The organism is Vallitalea guaymasensis (assembly GCF_018141425.1).
In the GTDB taxonomy this organism is placed as follows: domain Bacteria; phylum Bacillota; class Clostridia; order Lachnospirales; family Vallitaleaceae; genus Vallitalea; species Vallitalea guaymasensis.
Genome location: NZ_CP058561.1, coordinates 5,503,680 through 5,519,161, shown reverse-complemented (window position 1 = coordinate 5,519,161; position 15,482 = coordinate 5,503,680). Strand labels below are relative to the sequence as shown.

Sequence of the window (15,482 nt, the reverse complement as noted above, 5' to 3'; positions counted from 1 at the left end):
ACATAGTAGGGAGGTAACTCGATAATGGAATTTTGGAGTAGGCTTGGAGACGCTTTGTTAGGATTTGTTCAAGATACCGGTATTTACTGGATATTTGATAAATTTACAGCTGAAGAACAAGCTTGGCGAAATATAATTATGATAGTTGTTGCATTAACATTAATGTATCTAGCTATTAAAAAAGAATATGAACCATTATTATTATTACCAATTTCATTTGGTATGTTGTTAGTTAACTTGCCTTTAAGTGGAGTTATGAATGAACCTGTAGGAGATCAAATAGGTGGATTGCTTCATTACTTATATCAAGGAGACGAACTTGGTATATTCCCACCACTAATCTTTATGGGTGTAGGAGTTATGACAGATTTTGGACCATTATTAGCTAATCCTAAAAGTTTCTTACTAGGTGCAGCCGCTCAGTTCGGTATCTTTTTCGCATTCTTTGGAGCTTTAATTTTAGGATTCACACCTGAACAAGCAGCTTCTATAGGTATTATTGGTGGAGCTGATGGTCCAACAGCTATTTTCACAACGATACAGTTGGCTAAGGAGCTACTAGGTCCCATCGCAGTTGCTGCTTATTCGTATATGTCATTAGTACCTATTATTCAGCCACCAATTATGAAGGCTTTAACATCTAAAGAAGAACGTATGATTAAGATGGAACAATTAAGACCAGTATCACAATTAGAAAAGATATTATTCCCAATTGTTGTTACTATAGTAGTTATACTTATTTTACCATCAACAGCACCACTTATCGGTATGCTTATGTTCGGTAACCTTATAAAAGTTTCTGGTGTTACTGATAAACTTGCTGATACAGCGTCTAATGCACTTATGTATATTGTAACAATATTCTTAGGTATAACTGTTGGTGCTACAGCAAGTGCTGAAAAGTTTTTAACAGTGGATACTCTTAAAATATTAGCATTAGGATTAGTTGCATTTGCAATTGGTACTGCTACAGGTGTTGTATTTGGTAAAATCATGTGTAAACTATCAGGCGGTAAGATTAACCCATTAATCGGTGCTGCCGGTGTATCAGCTGTTCCTATGGCAGCTAGAGTTGTTCAAAAAGTAGGACAAAAAGAAAACCCAACAAACTTCTTATTAATGCATGCTATGGGACCTAACGTAGCAGGTGTTATTGGATCAGCAGTTGCTGCTGGGGTATTCTTAACATTATATAAATAATTAAGTGTATATATGTGAAATATTCACTTAGGTAGAAAGTCAATGATTATAGGAGGTTTAAGATATGGCTGTGAATAAAAGACCTGTAAAAATTACAGATACCATACTTAGAGACGCTCACCAATCACTAATAGCCACTAGAATGAAAACTGAAGATATGCTTCCTATTGTAGAGAAATTAGACAAAGTAGGATATCATTCAGTTGAATGTTGGGGTGGAGCAACATTTGATGCTTGCTTGCGTTTCCTTAAGGAAGATCCATGGGAGAGACTTAGAAAGCTAAGAGATGGATTTAAAAATACGAAATTACAAATGTTATTAAGAGGTCAAAATATCTTAGGATATAGACATTATGCAGATGATGTAGTTGAATATTTTGTTCAAAAGACTATTGCTAATGGTATAGATATTCTTCGTATATTCGATGCTTTAAATGACCCAAGGAATCTAAAAACTGCAATAGATGCAACTAAAAAAGAAGGCGGTCACGCTCAGATTGCTATTTCTTATACTCTAAGTGAAGTACATACATTAGAGTATTATGCAAAACTTGCAAAACAATTAGAAGATATGGGTGCCGACTCTATCTGTATTAAAGATATGGCTGGATTATTAGTTCCTTATTCAGCAACAGAATTAGTTAAAACATTAAAAGAGACTGTAAAAGTTCCAATTCAATTACATGCTCACTATACTAGTGGTGTTGCTGCAATGACTTATTTAAAAGCTGTTGAAGCTGGAGCAGATATCATTGATACTGCAATGTCACCATTCTCAATGGGAACAGCTCAACCTGCTACAGAAGTTATGGTTGAAACATTCAAAGGAACACCTTATGATACAGGATTCGATCAAGACCTATTATCAGAAATAGCTGATTATTTCAGACCACAAAGAGAAAAAGCTCTAGAAAGTGGATTGATGAATCCAAAAGTATTAGGTGTTAATATTAAAACATTATTATACCAAGTACCAGGTGGTATGTTATCTAACTTAGTATCACAACTTCAAAAACAAAATGCAGAAGACAAGTTCTATGACGTTCTTGAAGAAATACCAAGAGTTAGAGCTGATTATGGATATCCACCACTTGTTACACCTTCAAGTCAGATTGTAGGAACACAGGCTGTACTTAATGTACTTTCTGGTCAAAGATACAAGATGGTAACAAAAGAATCTAAAGCTTTAGTTAGAGGAGAATACGGAAGAACTCCTGTACCAATCAGTGATGAAATCAAGAAAATCATTATTGGTAATGAAAAACAAATAACTTGTCGTCCAGCTGATTTAATTAAGCCTGAGCTTAAGAAAATAGAATCTGAAATGACAAGATATAAACAACAAGATGAAGATGTTTTATCTTATGCCCTATTCTCACAAGTTGCTGAAGATTTCTTCAAATACAGAGAAGCACAGCAAACTAAAGTAGATCCTAATATGGCTGATAAGGATAATAAGGTATACCCTGTATAGATCTAATATAATAAAGCTGGTACCTTTTGGTACTGGTTTTATTTTTTTAGGAGAAGGATCAGGGTACATTTATTATTATCTTTGTAATTTTACTTTTTTTTATAAGCCATAAGTACTTTTGTATATGCATATTTTATTAATTAAAACATATTGTAAAATTATTTTTATTAATATATAATAATATTAATCCACAAAAAATAACAATGCTAGAATTCTATACAAGATATGGTGGTAATCAAGGATCAATAACAATATATTGTATAGAAAGTTATACAGAACTATTTTTTGTTAATTATTAAAACAATCTATAAAGTGATAAAAAGAAAATAATTCGTTATATTAAGTTATTGGTATAAAAATCTAGTACATAATATTTTTAATATCCATAAAAACTTTGATAGTGAATTAATAATGTTAGAGAGGTATTAATATGCATAGACAAAATGATTTGATGAAAAGGATTAATAATTCCTACCCAAAACTTAGTAAGGGGCAAAAATTATTAGCAAATTATATATTGGAACATTATGAGAAAGCAGTTTTTCTTACAGCAGCGAAGCTAGGTAAGATAGTTGGCGTTAGTGAGTCAACAGTAGTAAGATTTGCTAATGAACTTGGTTATGATGGTTATCCAAAACTACAAAGAGCCCTTGAAGAATTAGTTAAGACCAAATTGACTTCATTCCAAAGAGTTGAGGTGACATCAGATAGAATTGACAAAAATCATGTTCTAAAATCAGTTTTACAATCGGATGCAGAAAAGATTAAGCATACCTTAGAAGAAATTGATGAAGATATATTTAATGAAGCAACCAGCATGATACTAGGGGCTAGAAAAATCTATATACTAGGTGTAAGAAGTTGTGCTTCTTTAGCAGGTTTTTTAGGTTTTTACTTTAACCTAATATTTGATAATACCAAATTGATCCATACAAACAGTGTAAGTGAAATGTTTGAACAGATTTATAGAATTGGTCCAGAGGATGTAGTAATAGGAATAAGTTTTCCAAGATATTCAAAGCGTACTAAAAAAGCTATGGAATTCGCAAAAAATAGAGATGCACAGGTAATTGCTATAACTGATAGTTATTTATCACCATTGATACAATTTGCTGATTGTAGTCTTATAGCTAGAAGTGATATGGCTTCTTTCGTTGATTCATTAGTTGCGCCACTAAGCTTGATTAATGCACTGATAGTTGCATTATGTATTAAAAAGCAAGATGAAGTGTTAGACACATTAGAGAATCTAGAAAAAGTATGGAGTGAATATCAAGTTTACGATAATGAAGAAGATTATAATATGAATTACAATATACAATCAAAAAATAACACCGATATGTTAGAATAGCTAATATGTGAAAGGACTTGAATAAGTATTGAAAAAAGTTTTAGTAGTAGGAGGTGGACCATCAGGCATGATGGCAGCAATAATAGCTGCGAGAAATGGTTGTGAAGTCCACCTTTTTGAGAGAAATGAAAAATGTGGTAAAAAATTATATATAACAGGTAAAGGCAGATGTAATATTACTAATGCCACTGATGTAGAGGAATTACTTGAGAATGTTACTACTAATAGGAAATTTCTATATAGCGCATTTTATTCCTTTGATAGTTTTATGCTAATAGACTTTCTTAATGATATTGGCTTGAAAACTAAAATAGAAAGAGGTAATAGAGTTTTTCCTGTATCAGATAAATCATCTGATGTTATATCAGCTTTAACTAGAGAAATGAATAAATTAGGTGTAGTTATTCATCTTGGTTCAAGAGTAAAAGATATAAAAGTTGTTGAAAACAAGGCAAAAGGAATAGTACTTCATGATGGCAACTTAATTGAAGGTGATAGTGTTATAATAGCTACAGGTGGACTATCATATTCATCCACGGGATCAACCGGTGATGGATTCAAGTTTGCAGAAAAAGTAGATCATACAGTTAGTGATACACATCCTTCATTAGTGCCTTTAGTTACAAGAGAAAGTTTTATCAAAGAATTACAAGGACTATCTCTTAGGAATGTAAAGATCACTATAAAAGCAAATGGTAAAATTATATATGAAAATTTTGGAGAAATGTTATTTACCCATTTTGGAGTGACAGGACCTCTTATTTTATCTGCTAGCAGATATATTATACCTTATAAAGGTAAAGATATGACTTTATCAATAGATTTAAAACCTTCTCTTGATACTAAAAAACTTGATAATAGGATATTGAAGGATTTTAACAAATATATGCGAAAACAATTCAAAAACGCTTTAGATGATCTATTGCCAAAGAAATTAATACCTATTATTATAAAACTATCTGGTATTGATGAAGAAAAAAAGGTAGATCAAATTTCTAGAGAAGAAAGATTGAAATTAGTAGATTTAATAAAAAATTTAACCTGCCATATTATAGGGACAAGAGACTATAATGAAGCAATAATAACTTGTGGTGGAGTTAGTATAAAGGAAATTAATCCTATGACTATGGAATCAAAAAAAGTTGATGGATTGTATTTTATAGGAGAAGTTCTTGATCTTGATGCGTTAACTGGAGGTTTTAATTTGCAGATAGCATTTTCTACAGGGTATCTTGCGGGACTTGCTATAGGTGAAAGTGAGCTTTAAATATTATTATATAGGAGTGAAAAAATGGTTTCCATAAGAGGAGCAATTACAATTGACACTAATACTAGAGAAAATATTATTAATGATACAAAAACATTACTAAAAGACATATTAATTAGTAATAATATTAATAATGACCAAATAATATCTATCATTTTTTCAGCTACAAAAGATTTAACAGCTGCATATCCTGCTATTGGTGCTAGAGAACTAGGTATTGTCCATGCATCATTAATGTGTGTTAGCGAAATGTATGTAGAAAACAGTTTAGAGATGTGTATAAGGGTTATGGTGACTGCCCATATCCCAAAATCACAAAATGAAGTAAAACATATATATCTAAAAAAAGCCAAAAAGTTAAGACCTGATTTATTAGATAAGTAGAATTAAATAATTGACAATAAATTATTTTTTGCAAAATTAATTTACTAAGTTAACGTTGAAAAAGGTTTAAATACTAAGCAAAACTATAATAAAAGATAAATTAAGATATAAAATAATTATAATTTTATATCTTATTAATAAAACTTAGTATTGACAGTTTGAGAAATACAGTTTATAGTTTATTATTGGTGACAATATTATTATGGAGGGTAATGTTGTGGATATAATTAACATAGCAATTGATGGACCAGCTGGTGCAGGTAAAAGCACTATAGCCAAAAAGATTGCTAAGGAACTAGATATTATATATGTAGATACTGGTGCTATGTATAGAGCCTTTGGACTTTATTGTATTAGAAATAATATATCAAGTGACCAAAACGATATTATTAACAATATATTAGACGATATTGATATTAGTATCTGCTATATAGATGGCGAACAGCAGGTAATACTTAATGATGAGAATGTCAATCAATTTATTAGAGATGAAGAAGTAGGTAAAATGGCATCTGAAGTCTCAGTAAATAAAAATGTACGTCTTAAGCTTGTTGAACTGCAAAGAAACCTTGCAACCAAAAAAAGTATTGTTATGGATGGTAGAGACATAGGTACTTATGTGTTGCCTAATGCTACTAATAAAATTTATCTCAATGCAAGTGTTGAAACAAGAGCTAAGAGACGTCATAAAGAATTATTAGAAAAAGGTATATCTAGGGACTTGGAATCTATAAAAGATGAAATAGGTAAAAGAGATTATAGAGATATGAATAGAGAATTTGCTCCACTGAAAAAAGCTGATGATGCTATTGAAGTGGATACATCCAATCTATCTATTGATGAAGTGGTTAATAAAATCCTTAAAATGATAAATAATAATTATTAAATATTATTTGAGAGGAAGATACTAATGGAAGTAATAGTAGCAAAATCTGCCGGATTTTGTTTTGGTGTAGATAGAGCAGTAAAAAGTGTATATGATAATATTGATGACAAACCATTATATACATATGGACCAATAATTCATAATTTACAAGTAGTTGAAGAGTTGGAAGATAAAGGCATAAAAGTTGTAAATGATATAGAAGAACTTCTAAACCTACCTAAGGGTAAAGTTATTATAAGATCCCATGGTGTAGAAGAAAAAATATATAATTATATTAGAGACAATGGATTTTCTATTATTGATGCTACATGCCCTTATGTCAAGAAAATTCATCGTATAGTAAATGATTATAGTAAAAAGGGTGATACTATAATTATAATTGGTGATCCTAATCATCCAGAAGTTATTGGAATAAAAGGTTGGAGTTCATCAAAAGCAATTATTATAGAAAGTATAGAAGATGCTAAAAAGCTTCAATTACCCACAGATGAACATATTTGTATTGTTGCTCAAACAACACTTAATTATCTAAAATTCCAAGAAATAATTGAAATATTTTTAGATAAAGGGTATCATGTAGATATAAAAGATACAATATGTAGAGCAACAAGAGATAGGCAAGAAGAGGCTATACAGCTATCAGGTAGAGTAGATAAAATGCTGGTGATAGGTGGTAAGCATAGTTCTAATACTAGAAAGTTATACCAATTATGCAAGAATCAATGTGATAATACTTATCATATTGAAACTATAGAAGATTTGGAGTTGCTTGTTTTTAGTAAAAATGAGATAATAGGAATTACAGCTGGAGCTTCAACTCCAAAGAACATTATTCAGGAGGTTATTACACATGTCAGAAGTACAGAATGAAATTAGTTTTGAGGAAATGTTAGAACAATCCCTAAAATCAATTCACAGGGGAGAAATAGTTGAAGGGACAGTTATAGATGTTAATGATAATGAAGTTTTTGTTAATATTGGGTACAAGTCTGATGGTATCATACCTAAGAGCGAATACTCAAACTATCCTGAAGTTGAACTGAGAGATACTGTGAAACCAGGGGATAAGATTAAGGTTAAAGTTTTACGAGTAAATGATGGTGAAGGACAAGTATTACTTACTTATAAAAGAATACTTGCAGAACAAGGTCTTAGTAAGATTGAAGAATACTACAAGAATAAAGAGCATTTGACTGCAAAAGTATCACTAGTACTTGCAGGTGGCTTAGTAGCTATTGTTGATGAAGTTAGAATATTTATTCCTGCTTCTTTAGTATCAGATGAATATGTAGACAATTTAAGAGACTTCTTAGGTAAAGAAATCACATTTGTTATCAGTGAATTCAATCTTAAAAAAGGTAGAATAATTGGTAATAGAAAACAATTATTATTAGCTGATAGACAAAATAAAATAAAAGAATCAATGGAAAAAATTGAAGTTGGTATGGTAGTAACAGGAAATATTAAAAATGTAACAGATTATGGTGCATTTGTTAATATTGATGGTATCGATGGATTAATCCATATCTCACAAATGTCATGGGGAAGAGTTAAAAAGCCAAGTGATGTTGTTAAAGTAGGAGATAAAGTAAAAGTTAGAATAATAGGTATTGATACTGATAAGAATAAAGTATCCTTATCAATGAAATTTGATGAAGAAAATCCTTGGAATGATGCTGCTACTAAATACGCAATCAATAATGTAGTTGAAGGTGTTGTTGCAAGAATGACAGACTTCGGTGCTTTCATTGAATTAGAGCCAGGCGTAGATGCATTATTACATGTGTCACAAATAGCTAAAAAGCACGTTGAAAAACCATCTGATGAACTTAAAATAGGTCAAAAGATTACAGCTAAAGTATTAGACTTCAATCAAGAATCTAAAAAGATTAGTTTAAGTATCAAAGCTCTTGAAGATGACAAAACTAAAGAAGCTGATGCTAAGGATGTAAAAGAAGAAGTAAGTGCTGAAAAAACAGTTGAAGAAACAGAATAATAATATATAAGATAAAAAAAGCTGCAAAAAGTATTCTAGAGTATTTTTTGTAGTTTTCTTTATCATTTTACTTTTGACGAAATAAGTTTCGTTATTATAGCCTAATATAATAAAAAATGTATAATACATAGATTAAAAAATATATTTATAAAATATTGTATTTGACATAATAAAGGAGAAGGATAAAATAGTGATTGAAAATTATGAAGATTTTAAAGATGCCGTTTTTAGACTCTCTAAAATTGATTTAAACGCTTACAAAGAAAGACAAATGAAAAGGCGTATAGATTCATTAATAAGAAAAAATAATGCAGATAGTTATCAAGAATTTGTTGATATATTAAAAAAAGATAAAAAGATATATGAAGAATTCATTAACTACTTGACTATTAATGTATCAGAATTCTATAGGAATCCTACTCAATGGCAAGTTCTAGAAAGAGATATTTTACCTTATCTTATAGATAAATTTTCCGATAATCTAAAAATATGGAGTGCAGCTTGTTCAACAGGTGATGAGCCATATTCTTTAGCAATGGTATTAAGTAAATTTATTCCTCTAAACAAAATTAAAATTGTAGCTACTGATATTGATAAACAAGTATTGGAAAAGGCTAGAATGGGATTATACAAAGACAAAAGTTTAATAGGTCTACCTCAAGAATTCAAAACAAAGTTTTTCAGACAGATAGGCAGTTCATATCAAGTAACTGATGATATAAAAAAATGTATAGAATTTAAGCAATTAAACTTGTTAAAAGATAATTACCCAAGTAATTGTGATTTAATAGTATGCCGTAATGTTTTAATATATTTTACAGATGAAGCAAAAGATGGTATATATAAGAAATTCAATAATGCAATGAAAAAAGATGCAATTTTATTTGTTGGCAGTACAGAACAGATTATTCAATCTGCAACATATAAATTTACATCTCTAAAATCATTTTTTTATAAGAAAATTGATGAACTATAAGCTTTTAAGTATACTAGTACATATGTTATCTGTGAATGAAGTATTACTATGAATATCATCTTGCAGTTGTATATATTTGGTTTTATTTTTTTTAGATAAATAAAATATTTTTTCGTTTTTTACTATATAGGTATCAAGAAGAGGTATGAATATGCCTCTTTTCTTTATGTAGCAGGTTTCACTTGTAGCTTTTGATTTATTGGATTTATCTATGTATTTTGCCACATATTTATGAACTGCCTGATCCTCTGAATGTATATAATAATAATCTTTATAATTATCAAAGAAAAACTTTAATTCTTCATCAAGAAGCTGAATTTTTATTAATAATTCTGTATGATTTATATGTATATAATAATTATCAAAAGTAAAGCTATAATCAAATGGAATTTCTGTATTAGCAGTAAGATGTATAGTCATAATTAATTCACTGATATTAATATCATCAACTTTGTAAGCAATATTATTCTGTTTGAGATTGTTATATGTATCTACGTAATCAAGTATTTCAACTACTTTAATAAGTCCTATCAAATCTTCTTCGTTATGTAGTAATAAATTAGTCTTCTCCTTATCACTTTTTGATTTTGTAAAATCAATGTATTGCTGAATTAATTCTCCCCCTGTAAAGGTATCCTTTCTAAATATACCTAGATATTTTTCTATTGTTTTAAGTTTGCAGTTCTCAAGGTTCAATACATGTTTACATGGTCTGACTAATTTATATATGTCAACATTTTCTATATGAGATAGATTATTGTCTATTTTATATAATAGTGCCTTTTTAGTTATGAAAGGTATGTCAAATGAGGTGCCATTATAATGTATTATCCTTTTGAAATCATTACTGAATTTTATGAACTCATATAATACAGCATATTCGTCATTTTCATTTTCAGCTAGCCATTGAATTATCGTGGGCATTTCATTCACAAAATAGATACACCCAATTAGATATACTATGTTTCTTCTATATGAAAAACCAGTAGTTTCAATATCAAAGAATAACAGTTCATCAAGATTATCATATCTTCTTTTTAAAATATGGGTATCCATATCAATATTTTTATTTATTATTATCATAATTTCTCCTTATTAATGAGTCAGGATAATTCAGTATTTATAGTTATAGTATAAGCTAATTTTAATGTTTAATCAATTTATTATACCATGTTTAATTACTTCTGTATGTGGTATAATAGATAGAGCTTGTACACCTTTTAATTAATTCTCGCATATAATATATTAAGAAATTAGAAGGGGGGACAAGTTATGGAATACTCATATCTAGTACTGATACCGTTAATAGCTGGTATAGGTGAAACTATTAGACTAACAGGGGTTCCATGTAGGTATATACCATTTATCAACTTAGTTATTGGACTAGCTCTTGGTATGATATTATGTTCAACGAATTCAAAATCCTGTATAGTTATTGGTTTGTATACTGGACTTAGTGCATCTGGTTTAGTTAAATCTACAAGAGAATTAGGTAACTGTTTGAATGCTAGAAGTCCATGTAACAAAAAGGACAGGCATTATACCAAAAGAAGAAGAGACAACTATTTTGAAGAGATATTTAGAGAACTTGAAAAAGATTATCAATCTCATAATAATACAAACGATGAATTTGAAGATGATGATTAACTACTGTTGAAAAAATGTCTTATATTATGTAAAATACTAATATCGATAAAAAATAATAATTATTTATACCATAAAAAGAAAGTATATGTAGAATAATATTTAATAGACGGATAGTGGAGGAATGAAATGAATAAGAATCTAGACATATCACATGAAGAAAGTTTAAGGCAAAAACGAATAATGGACAAACTATCAAAGCAAATAAAAGGTAAAGGGTTAAAATATTATGTATCAACTTTTGGTTGCCAAATGAATGCCCATGATTCGGAAAAACTAAAAGGAATATTAGAACAAATAGGATATGTGCCTACTGAAGAAGAGAAGGATGCAGATTTTGTAATATATAATACATGTTGTGTTAGAGAAAATGCTGAATTGAAAGTGTATGGCAGACTTGGTTCATTAAAAAACAATAAAAAACATAAACCAGGAATGTTGATTGCCCTATGTGGTTGTATGATGCAACAGGATACTGTTATAAATGAGATTAAAAGAGCATATAAGCATGTGGATATTTTGTTTGGCACCCACAATTTATATAAATTAGCTGAGTTGATACAAACAAGACTGGATACTGGTAGAATGGTAATAGATATCTGGGAGAATTATAAAGAAATTGTAGAAGATCTACCAAGTATAAGAAAATTCAAATTCAAATCAAGTGTCAATGTAATGTTTGGCTGCAATAATTTCTGTACTTATTGTATAGTACCTTATGTAAGAGGAAGAGAAAGAAGCAGAAAACCCGAAGATATTATTAATGAAATAACAGACCTAGTTGATGATGGTGTAAAAGAGATTACATTACTTGGTCAAAATGTTAATTCTTATGGGAAAAGTTTGGACAAACCTCTTACTTTTGCTAAACTGATTCAAGAAATTGAGAAGATAGAAGGGCTTGAAAGAATAAGATTCATGACATCTCATCCCAAAGATTTGTCGGACGAGCTTATAGAAGTAATAAAAACTTCTAAAAAATTATGTGACCATATTCATCTACCATTTCAATCTGGAAGTACAAGTGTGCTAAAAAAGATGAATAGAAGATATACAAAAGATAGCTATCTTGAGTTGGTAAGTAAAATAAAAGAAGCACGTCCTGACGTTGCTCTTACTACTGATATAATTGTAGGTTTTCCAGGTGAGACAGAACAAGATTTTCTAGATACATTAGATGTAGTAAAAAAGGTTGAATTTGACAATGCTTTTACATTTTTATATTCTATAAGAACTGGTACACCTGCTGCAACTATGGAAAATCAGGTGCCTGAAAATGTTGCAAAAGAACGTTTTAACAGGCTTTTAGAAGTGCTTAATGAAATAGTATATAAGAAAAGTAAGGAAAAAGTGGGGAACACTTATGATGTTTTAGTGGAACAGATAAATAGACAAGATGATCATCTTGTATCTGGTAGGTTAGGAAGTAATCATCTAGTACATCTAAAAGGAAATAAAGATTTGATAGGTAAAATTGTACCTGTTAAAATAATAGAATCAAAAGGATATTATTTAATAGGAGAACAAATAAATTAAGAAAATGAAACTAATAGTTTTTAAATATATATAATGCTATAAAAAATTACTATAAGAAAAGAGGTTACTAATGAAGAATAAACTATCACCTATGATGCAGCAGTATATGGATCTAAAGGAACAATACGAAGATTGTATATTATTTTTTAGATTAGGTGATTTCTATGAGATGTTTTTTGAAGATGCAAAATTAGCATCAAGAGAATTAGGAATTACATTGACAGGTAGAGATTGTGGACAAGCAGATAGGGCTCCTATGTGTGGTGTCCCTCATCATTCATCTGAGAACTATATAAATAAATTAATAAAAAAAGGTTATAAAGTAGCTATATGTGAACAAGTTGAAGATCCAAAACAAGCAAAAGGCATTGTTAAACGAGATGTTGTTAGGATAGTCACTCCAGGTACTAACCTTAATATGCAATCCTTAGATGAATCTAAAAATAACTACTTAATGAGTATATTTGGTAATAAAGACAATTATGGAGTAGCTCTTGTAGATATTACAACAGGAGATTTTCTAGTAACAGAAGTAAATGAAAAAAGAAAACTTGTAGATGAGATAGGAAAATTTGTTCCTACTGAAATAATATGTAATAAAGATATTATAGTTTGTGAAGATTTCATTAGAGAATTAAAAGACAGATTTCATGTCTATATCAGCGAAGAAGAAGAATGGTATTTTGATTATGGTAGATGTGTTGGTAATATAAAAGAGCAATTTGGAGTTGGCACTATAGACGGATTAGGGATAAAAGAATTTAATCAAGGGGTATGTGCTGTTGGTTCATTATTAGAGTATTTATATAAAACTCAAAAAAGCAATATATCCCATATAACTAAACTAACACCATATCTTACTGACTCCTATATGATGGTTGACTTATCATCAAAGCGTAACCTGGAATTAGTTGAAACATTACGTGAAAAAGAGCGTAGGGGTTCTTTATTATGGGTTCTTGATAAAACGAAAACTGCAATGGGTTCCAGATTACTTAGAAAATGGATTGAACAGCCTTTACTATCAAAAACAAATATTGAAGATAGACTTGATGGGGTTGAAGAATTAAAAAACAAACCTATCATAAGTGAAGAATTGAAAGAGTTCTTGAACCCTATATATGACTTGGAAAGACTTATGAGTAAGATAAGTCTGAAAACAGCTAACTGTAGAGATTTAATAGCTTTTAAGACCTCTCTTGAAATGCTTCCATTTATAAAGAAATTGTTAAACGAATGCAATGCTGATTATATTACCAAGATAAAAGATACATTTGATGACTTAAGAGATATCTATGATTTGATAGATAAAGGAATAATTAATGACCCTCCTATATCTGTAAAAGATGGAGGCATAATAAAAGAATCTTATCATCCACAAGTTGATAAACTTAGAGAAGCAGGTACAAGAGGTAAGCAATGGATCGCTGAATTAGAAGCAAAAGAAAAAGAATTGACAGGTATCAAGAACCTTAAAATTAAATTCAATAAAGTATTTGGTTACTATATAGATGTAACAAAATCTTATTTGAATCTAGTGCCAGATAGATATGTAAGAAAACAGACGTTAGCTAATTCAGAGAGATACATAACTCCAGAATTAAAAGAAATGGAAAATACTATAATGGGAGCAGAAGAAAAAATAGTTGCTCTTGAGTATGAACTATTTGTAGAACTGCGAAACAAAGTAGCAAAAGAAGTTGAGCGAATTAAAGACACTGCATATAAGGTAGCTATACTTGATGTTATTACATCACTGGCAGATATAGCAATAAAATATAATTATGTACGACCTGTTTTAAGTAATGATGGTGCTATTGATATAAAAGATGGACGTCATCCTGTTGTGGAAAAAATGATGAACAATGAAATGTTCATAGCCAATGATACATATCTCAATAAAATGGATAGTAGATTTTCTATTATCACTGGTCCAAATATGGCAGGAAAATCAACCTATATGAGGCAGGTTGCTCTTATTGTCTTAATGGCGCAAATAGGCAGTTTTGTTCCAGCAGGTGAAGCTCATATAGGAATAGTAGACCGTATATTCACTAGAGTAGGAGCTTCTGATGATTTGGCTTCTGGACAAAGTACTTTTATGGTGGAAATGACAGAGGTAGCCAATATACTTAGAAATGCCACAAGCAACAGCTTACTTATTCTTGACGAAATAGGTAGAGGTACAAGTACTTTTGATGGTCTTAGTATTGCATGGTCTGTAGTTGAGTACATAGTTAATAAAAAGAAAATCGGAGCCAAGACATTATTTGCCACTCATTATCATGAACTTACAGAATTAGAAGGCAAGGTTGATGGCGTGCAGAATTATTGCATCTCCGTAAAAGAAAAAGGCGATGATATAATTTTCTTGCGTAAGATAATAAAAGGCAGTACAGATAATAGTTATGGTGTACAAGTAGCAAAACTTGCTGGTGTACCTTTGGATGTTATTGACAGAGCTAAGGTTCTTTTATCTGAATTAAGTAATGCAGATATTGCAAAAAATACTAAGATCGTGTGTAAAGATGCAGTGGAAGAAATAGCAACTGTGAAGGAAGAAGAAATAAATATTGAAGTTCCAATAGAACAGGAAAAAGAAGAGAAAACAGAACCGGTACAATTAGGATTATTTGATGTAATGGGTAATTACAATGAACTAATTGATGACTTGAAAAGTTTGAATATAGTAGAAATGACACCAATGGATGCATTGAATAAATTATATGAACTGCATAAAAAAGCCTTGACTTAGAAGGGAGTGTCAT

13 protein-coding genes are annotated in these 15,482 nt (G+C 30.0%); 12 read left to right on the top strand and 1 reads right to left on the bottom strand.

Features of this window, described 5'->3' with window-relative positions; genetic code table 11:
• Window positions 1-24 precede the first annotated feature (24 nt).
• The 9 genes from HYG85_RS23815 to HYG85_RS23775 all read left to right on the top strand — a co-directional run bounded on the left by HYG85_RS23815 (window position 25) and on the right by HYG85_RS23775 (window position 9,534).
• Window positions 25-1,200, top strand: a complete 1,176-nt coding sequence (locus HYG85_RS23815) for a sodium ion-translocating decarboxylase subunit beta (RefSeq protein ID WP_193774690.1) — start codon at window positions 25-27, stop codon at window positions 1,198-1,200.
• Between the two features lie 64 nt (window positions 1,201-1,264).
• Window positions 1,265-2,674 (top strand): oxaloacetate decarboxylase subunit alpha, encoded by a 1,410-nt coding sequence (locus HYG85_RS23810; protein ID WP_212691713.1) that lies wholly within the window; start codon window positions 1,265-1,267, stop codon window positions 2,672-2,674.
• 430 nt (window positions 2,675-3,104) lie between these two features.
• Window positions 3,105-4,025, top strand: coding sequence for a MurR/RpiR family transcriptional regulator (locus tag HYG85_RS23805; protein WP_113674884.1), 921 nt, complete (start codon window positions 3,105-3,107; stop codon window positions 4,023-4,025).
• Between the two features lie 28 nt (window positions 4,026-4,053).
• Window positions 4,054-5,292, top strand: coding sequence for a BaiN/RdsA family NAD(P)/FAD-dependent oxidoreductase (locus HYG85_RS23800; RefSeq protein ID WP_212691712.1), 1,239 nt, complete (start codon window positions 4,054-4,056; stop codon window positions 5,290-5,292).
• 24 nt (window positions 5,293-5,316) lie between these two features.
• Window positions 5,317-5,676: a chorismate mutase gene (aroH, locus tag HYG85_RS23795; RefSeq protein WP_113674886.1), complete on the top strand. Its 360-nt coding sequence runs from the start codon at window positions 5,317-5,319 to the stop codon at window positions 5,674-5,676.
• 217 nt (window positions 5,677-5,893) lie between these two features.
• Window positions 5,894-6,562, top strand: coding sequence for a (d)CMP kinase (cmk, locus tag HYG85_RS23790; RefSeq protein WP_244971256.1), 669 nt, complete (start codon window positions 5,894-5,896; stop codon window positions 6,560-6,562).
• A 24-nt stretch (window positions 6,563-6,586) separates the two neighbouring features.
• On the top strand, window positions 6,587-7,432 hold the full coding sequence (gene ispH / locus HYG85_RS23785; protein WP_212691710.1) for a 4-hydroxy-3-methylbut-2-enyl diphosphate reductase: 846 nt from the start codon (window positions 6,587-6,589) through the stop codon (window positions 7,430-7,432).
• Window positions 7,413-8,558: a 30S ribosomal protein S1 gene (gene rpsA, locus HYG85_RS23780; protein WP_113674889.1), complete on the top strand. Its 1,146-nt coding sequence runs from the start codon at window positions 7,413-7,415 to the stop codon at window positions 8,556-8,558. The genes ispH and rpsA overlap by 20 nt, the downstream gene beginning before the upstream one ends.
• Window positions 8,559-8,748: 190 nt before the next feature.
• Window positions 8,749-9,534, top strand: coding sequence for a CheR family methyltransferase (locus HYG85_RS23775; RefSeq protein WP_113674890.1), 786 nt, complete (start codon window positions 8,749-8,751; stop codon window positions 9,532-9,534).
• On the opposite strand, the gene HYG85_RS23770 is transcribed toward HYG85_RS23775, so the two are convergent.
• Window positions 9,529-10,617: a ribonuclease H-like domain-containing protein gene (locus HYG85_RS23770; RefSeq protein ID WP_212691709.1), complete on the bottom strand. Its 1,089-nt coding sequence runs from the start codon at window positions 10,615-10,617 to the stop codon at window positions 9,529-9,531. The genes HYG85_RS23775 and HYG85_RS23770 overlap by 6 nt on opposite strands.
• 189 nt (window positions 10,618-10,806) lie before the next feature.
• On the opposite strand from HYG85_RS23770, the gene HYG85_RS23765 reads away from it, so the two are divergent.
• The 3 genes from HYG85_RS23765 (at window position 10,807) to mutS (ending at window position 15,469) form a co-directional block, all read left to right on the top strand.
• Window positions 10,807-11,181, top strand: coding sequence for a hypothetical protein (locus HYG85_RS23765; protein ID WP_212691708.1), 375 nt, complete (start codon window positions 10,807-10,809; stop codon window positions 11,179-11,181).
• Between the two features lie 126 nt (window positions 11,182-11,307).
• On the top strand, window positions 11,308-12,714 hold the full coding sequence (gene miaB / locus HYG85_RS23760; protein ID WP_212691707.1) for a tRNA (N6-isopentenyl adenosine(37)-C2)-methylthiotransferase MiaB: 1,407 nt from the start codon (window positions 11,308-11,310) through the stop codon (window positions 12,712-12,714).
• A 70-nt stretch (window positions 12,715-12,784) separates the two neighbouring features.
• Complete coding sequence (mutS, locus tag HYG85_RS23755; protein WP_244971255.1) at window positions 12,785-15,469, top strand: DNA mismatch repair protein MutS; 2,685 nt, start codon at window positions 12,785-12,787, stop codon at window positions 15,467-15,469.
• The last annotated feature ends 13 nt before the right edge of the window (window positions 15,470-15,482 follow it).

What these genes read in the sequence shown, in the direction of transcription:
- HYG85_RS23815 (WP_193774690.1), top strand. Translation starts at nt 25, where the DNA reads ATGGAATTTTGGAGTAGGCTTGGAGACGCTTTGTTAGGATTTGTTCAA.
- HYG85_RS23810 (WP_212691713.1), top strand. Translation starts at nt 1,265, where the DNA reads ATGGCTGTGAATAAAAGACCTGTAAAAATTACAGATACCATACTTAGA.
- HYG85_RS23805 (WP_113674884.1), top strand. Translation starts at nt 3,105, where the DNA reads ATGCATAGACAAAATGATTTGATGAAAAGGATTAATAATTCCTACCCA.
- aroH (WP_113674886.1), top strand. Translation starts at nt 5,317, where the DNA reads ATGGTTTCCATAAGAGGAGCAATTACAATTGACACTAATACTAGAGAA.
- ispH (WP_212691710.1), top strand. Translation starts at nt 6,587, where the DNA reads ATGGAAGTAATAGTAGCAAAATCTGCCGGATTTTGTTTTGGTGTAGAT.
- rpsA (WP_113674889.1), top strand. Translation starts at nt 7,413, where the DNA reads ATGTCAGAAGTACAGAATGAAATTAGTTTTGAGGAAATGTTAGAACAA.
- HYG85_RS23770 (WP_212691709.1), bottom strand. Translation starts at nt 10,617, where the DNA reads ATGATAATAATAAATAAAAATATTGATATGGATACCCATATTTTAAAA.
- HYG85_RS23765 (WP_212691708.1), top strand. Translation starts at nt 10,807, where the DNA reads ATGGAATACTCATATCTAGTACTGATACCGTTAATAGCTGGTATAGGT.
- miaB (WP_212691707.1), top strand. Translation starts at nt 11,308, where the DNA reads ATGAATAAGAATCTAGACATATCACATGAAGAAAGTTTAAGGCAAAAA.
- mutS (WP_244971255.1), top strand. Translation starts at nt 12,785, where the DNA reads ATGAAGAATAAACTATCACCTATGATGCAGCAGTATATGGATCTAAAG.